Consider the following 3,595-nt stretch of genomic DNA (forward strand, 5'->3'; position numbering starts at 1 on the left):
CGTCTTGCTCGCGGTGTTTGGATCGCTGGCCGCCGCGGCGGTTCCGCTAGCCCTCGGCGCTTGCACCGTCGTGGTCACCATGGGCCTGGTCTACCTAATATCGATGCACACCACTATGTCGGTGTTTGTGACCTCGACGGTGTCGATGTTTGGCATCGCGCTGGCCGTCGACTACTCCCTATTCATCCTGATGCGCTTCCGCGAGGAGCTGCGGTCCGGGCGGCAACCACAGGAAGCTGTCGACGCCGCGATGGCCACTTCCGGGCTCGCGGTGGTGCTGTCCGGGATGACCGTCATCGCCTCGCTCACCGGGATCTACTTGATCAACACCCCGGCGCTGCGGTCGATGGCGACCGGAGCGATTCTGGCCGTCGCTATCGCGATGTTGACGTCGGCCACCTTGACACCCGCGGTGTTAGCCACGTTCGGCCGGGCAGCCGCCAAAAGGTCAGCGCTGCTGCACTGGTCGCGGCGGCCGGAGTGCACCCAGTCCCGGTTCTGGAACCGTTGGGTGGGATGGGTGATGCACCGGCCGTGGATTTCGGCGCTGGCGGCGTCGACCCTCCTCATCATTATGGCGGCGCCGGCGACGTCGATGGTGCTGGGCAACAGCCTGCTGCGGCAGTTTGACTCTTCGCACGAGATCCGTGCCGGGGTGTCGGCCGCGGCCCAAGCGCTCGGCCCAGGCGCGCTGGGGCCCGTGCAGGTGCTGATCACCTTTCCCGGCGACCCGAATGTTCAAGCGTCCTCAGCCGAACACAGCCAGACAATCGCGGCGATCCGTGACCGGATGGCGCAGGCTCCGAACGTCTTGTCGGTGGCACCGCCGCAATTCGCCGATAACAACGGCAGCGCGCTGCTGAGCGCGGTGTTGTCGGTCGATCCCGAGGACCTGGGCGCCCGCGAAACCGTCGATTGGATGCGGACGGAGCTTCCTAAGGTTCCCGGCGCGGCGCACGTGGCTGTCGGCGGCCCGACCGCGCTGATCAAAGACTTCGATGATCGGGTGTCCAAGACGGAGCCGCTGGTGCTGGTCTTCGTTGCGTTGATCGCGTTCGTGATGCTGCTGATCTCGATCCGTTCGGTATTCCTGGCATTCAAAGGCGTGCTGATGACATTGCTGTCGGTGGCCGCCGCCTATGGCAGCTTGGTGATGGTCTTCCAGTGGGGCTGGCTGGAGAACCTCGGCTTCACACACATCAATTCGATCGACAGCACGGTTCCCCCGCTGGTGCTGGCGATGACCTTCGGGTTGTCGATGGACTACGAAATCTTCCTGCTCACCCGCATCCGGGAACGCTTCTTGCAAACCGGGCGCACTCGCGACGCGGTCGCCTACGGCGTGAGCACCAGCGCACGCACAATTACCAGCGCCGCCCTGATCATGATCGCGGTGTTCGTCGGCTTCGCGTTCGCCGGCATGCCGCGGGTCGCCGAGATCGGCGTGGCGTGCGCCGTCGCGATCGCGGTCGACGCGACCGTGGTGCGACTAGTTCTGGTACCGGCGCTGATGGCGATGTTCGCGCAATGGAACTGGTGGCTACCCTGCTGGCTGTCCCGGGCCTTGCCGTCCGTCGACTTCGACAGGCCGCTGCCGGCGGTCGACCTCGGTGACATCGTGGTCATCCCCGACGACATCTCGGCAGCCATGGTGCCCAGTGGCGACCTGCGGATAGTGCTCAAGTCGGCGGCGAAGCTCAAGCACCTGGCGCCCGACGCGATCTGCGTGGCCGACCCGCTCGCCTTCACCGGGTGCGGGCACAACAACAAACGACTCGACCGGGTCCTACCAGGCGCTGCGCACGAGCCAGAAGAGGGCAGAGCCAGCGATGACACCGCGGCGCTTCCTGCCGCCCCGGCCTGCACGACGACCAGCACCAACGGTCACTCGGCGGCCAGGAAGTTCATCATCGGCCTGGCGTACCGCAATAGCATTGCGCGGGCGATGCCCTGGTCTGACCGGCCGGTTCATCCGGTCACGCTGTGGCGCGGGCGGCTCTCAGTCGCCATCGACGCGCTGCAGACACAGGTGGTCTCGCAAGCCCCCGACCGGCCAACCTACCAGCGGCGGCGCCCGGTGGAGACCACCCACGTCCAGCTGCCCACCGGCGACCGGTTGCTGATCCCCACCGGCGCAGAAACGCTGCGGCTGGTGGGCTATCTGATCATGTCCCGTAACAGCAGCCGCGACTACGCCGAATTGGCTGACATGGTCGATGCACTAGAGCCCGAGACCGCGGCCGTAGTGCTGGCCGAGCTAGATAGGTATTACTCTTGTCAACCACCCATACGGCAATGGATGGCGACCCAGTTAGTCCGCCGGCTCTCGGACCCCCATCCCGTTGACCTCACTGATGATCAGTGGTCCGACCCGGATGCCACGGCAGAATGGCAGGAGGTCAGGCAGCGCTGCCTGTCGGTGGCTGTAGCGATGCTCGAGGAGGCGAGGTGACGTTGGTAGTCGACCGACACCCCGCAGCGCCGCCTGAACAGCCCGCCGCGGACCAGGTCCGCGACGATCCCGACCAGCCGGTGGAGTTCTGGTCTACCGCCGCCATCCGCTCGGCACTGCACGGCGGCGACATCGAGATCTGGAAGCTCATCGCCGCCGCGGTAAAACGCGACCCTTATGGACGGACGGCCCGTCAGGTCGAAGAAGTGCTCGAGGGCACGCGACCGTATGGCATCTGCAAAGCCCTCTGGGAGGTGCTGGAGCGCGCCCGCGCCCACCTGGAGATCAACGAACGCGCCGAGGTCGCCCGCCACGTGCGGCTCCTGATCGATCGCTCCGGCCTGGGGCAACAGGAATTCGCCTCCCGCATCGGGGTCGCACCCGAGGATCTGGCCAGCTACCTCGACGGCAGCACCAGTCCGTCGGCCGCCTTGATGATCCGGATGCGTCGGTTGTCGGACCGGTTCGTCAAAGTCAAGGCCGCACGTGCGGCCAACAGCGACTGAGCCGAGCTAACGGGCGTTGATCGGCAGCACGTCGGTCACCAGCCAGTCACTGCCGCGCTTGATCAATGTCACCCGCACTGCGGGCGCCGCCTGACTGGGGGGCTGACCCGGCGTGTTCTGGGTTACCCGCAGGATCACCGCGACACTGGCCGCCGACGGCCCGATGGCCTCGACGCCGGCCGCCAGCGCGGCGGCCTGAGCGGTGACGTTGCGCTGGGCCAGATCGGCGCTGGACTTTCGGTATTGCTCCTTGAACACGCCCGCCTGGTCGGGCACCATCATCGCCGTAGCCCGATCAATGGAGCTGGTCGGGGCGCTCGGGGTGAACGACGCCATCGCCTCTGCCATCCCCGTGGCGATCTGCACTACCTCGCGGGAATCCCGCCGAAAGTCGCGGTCCGCCGACGTCCAGTGCGTGTATCCGGTCAGCACCGCCGCGCACAGGACAGCAGTGCATGCCACGACAACGGCCAAACGCAATCCGGGCGCGTCATCATCGGTGCCGACGGTGACCGAATCACGGCGCAGCAGCCAAAAATTGACCCCGACACCTTCCATAATCAGCAACACCAACACCGAGCACGCCGACACCCACCACAGCGGCCAGTCCAGTACCACCCCGATCATCGCCAACGCG

At 66.2% G+C, this 3,595-nt stretch carries 3 protein-coding genes; 2 read left to right on the forward strand and 1 reads right to left on the reverse strand.

Annotated elements, in window-relative coordinates:
* Both AC2VOU_RS11020 and AC2VOU_RS11025 read left to right on the forward strand, forming a co-directional pair.
* On the forward strand, positions 1 to 2,452 hold a 2,452-nt coding region (locus AC2VOU_RS11020; RefSeq protein WP_486957413.1), incomplete at its 5' end, for an MMPL family transporter.
* The gene (locus tag AC2VOU_RS11025; protein ID WP_047314447.1) at positions 2,449 to 2,958 is read left to right on the forward strand and encodes a hypothetical protein; all 510 of its coding nucleotides are present in this window, start codon (positions 2,449 to 2,451) and stop codon (positions 2,956 to 2,958) included. The genes AC2VOU_RS11020 and AC2VOU_RS11025, both read left to right, overlap by 4 nt.
* Before the next feature lie 6 nt (positions 2,959 to 2,964).
* Here AC2VOU_RS11025 and AC2VOU_RS11030 read toward each other — a convergent pair.
* Positions 2,965 to 3,595, reverse strand: a 631-nt coding sequence (locus AC2VOU_RS11030; RefSeq protein WP_486957414.1) for a hypothetical protein, incomplete at its 5' end; no start/stop codon positions are given.

This window comes from Mycobacterium sp. TH-M25 (assembly GCF_057473665.1).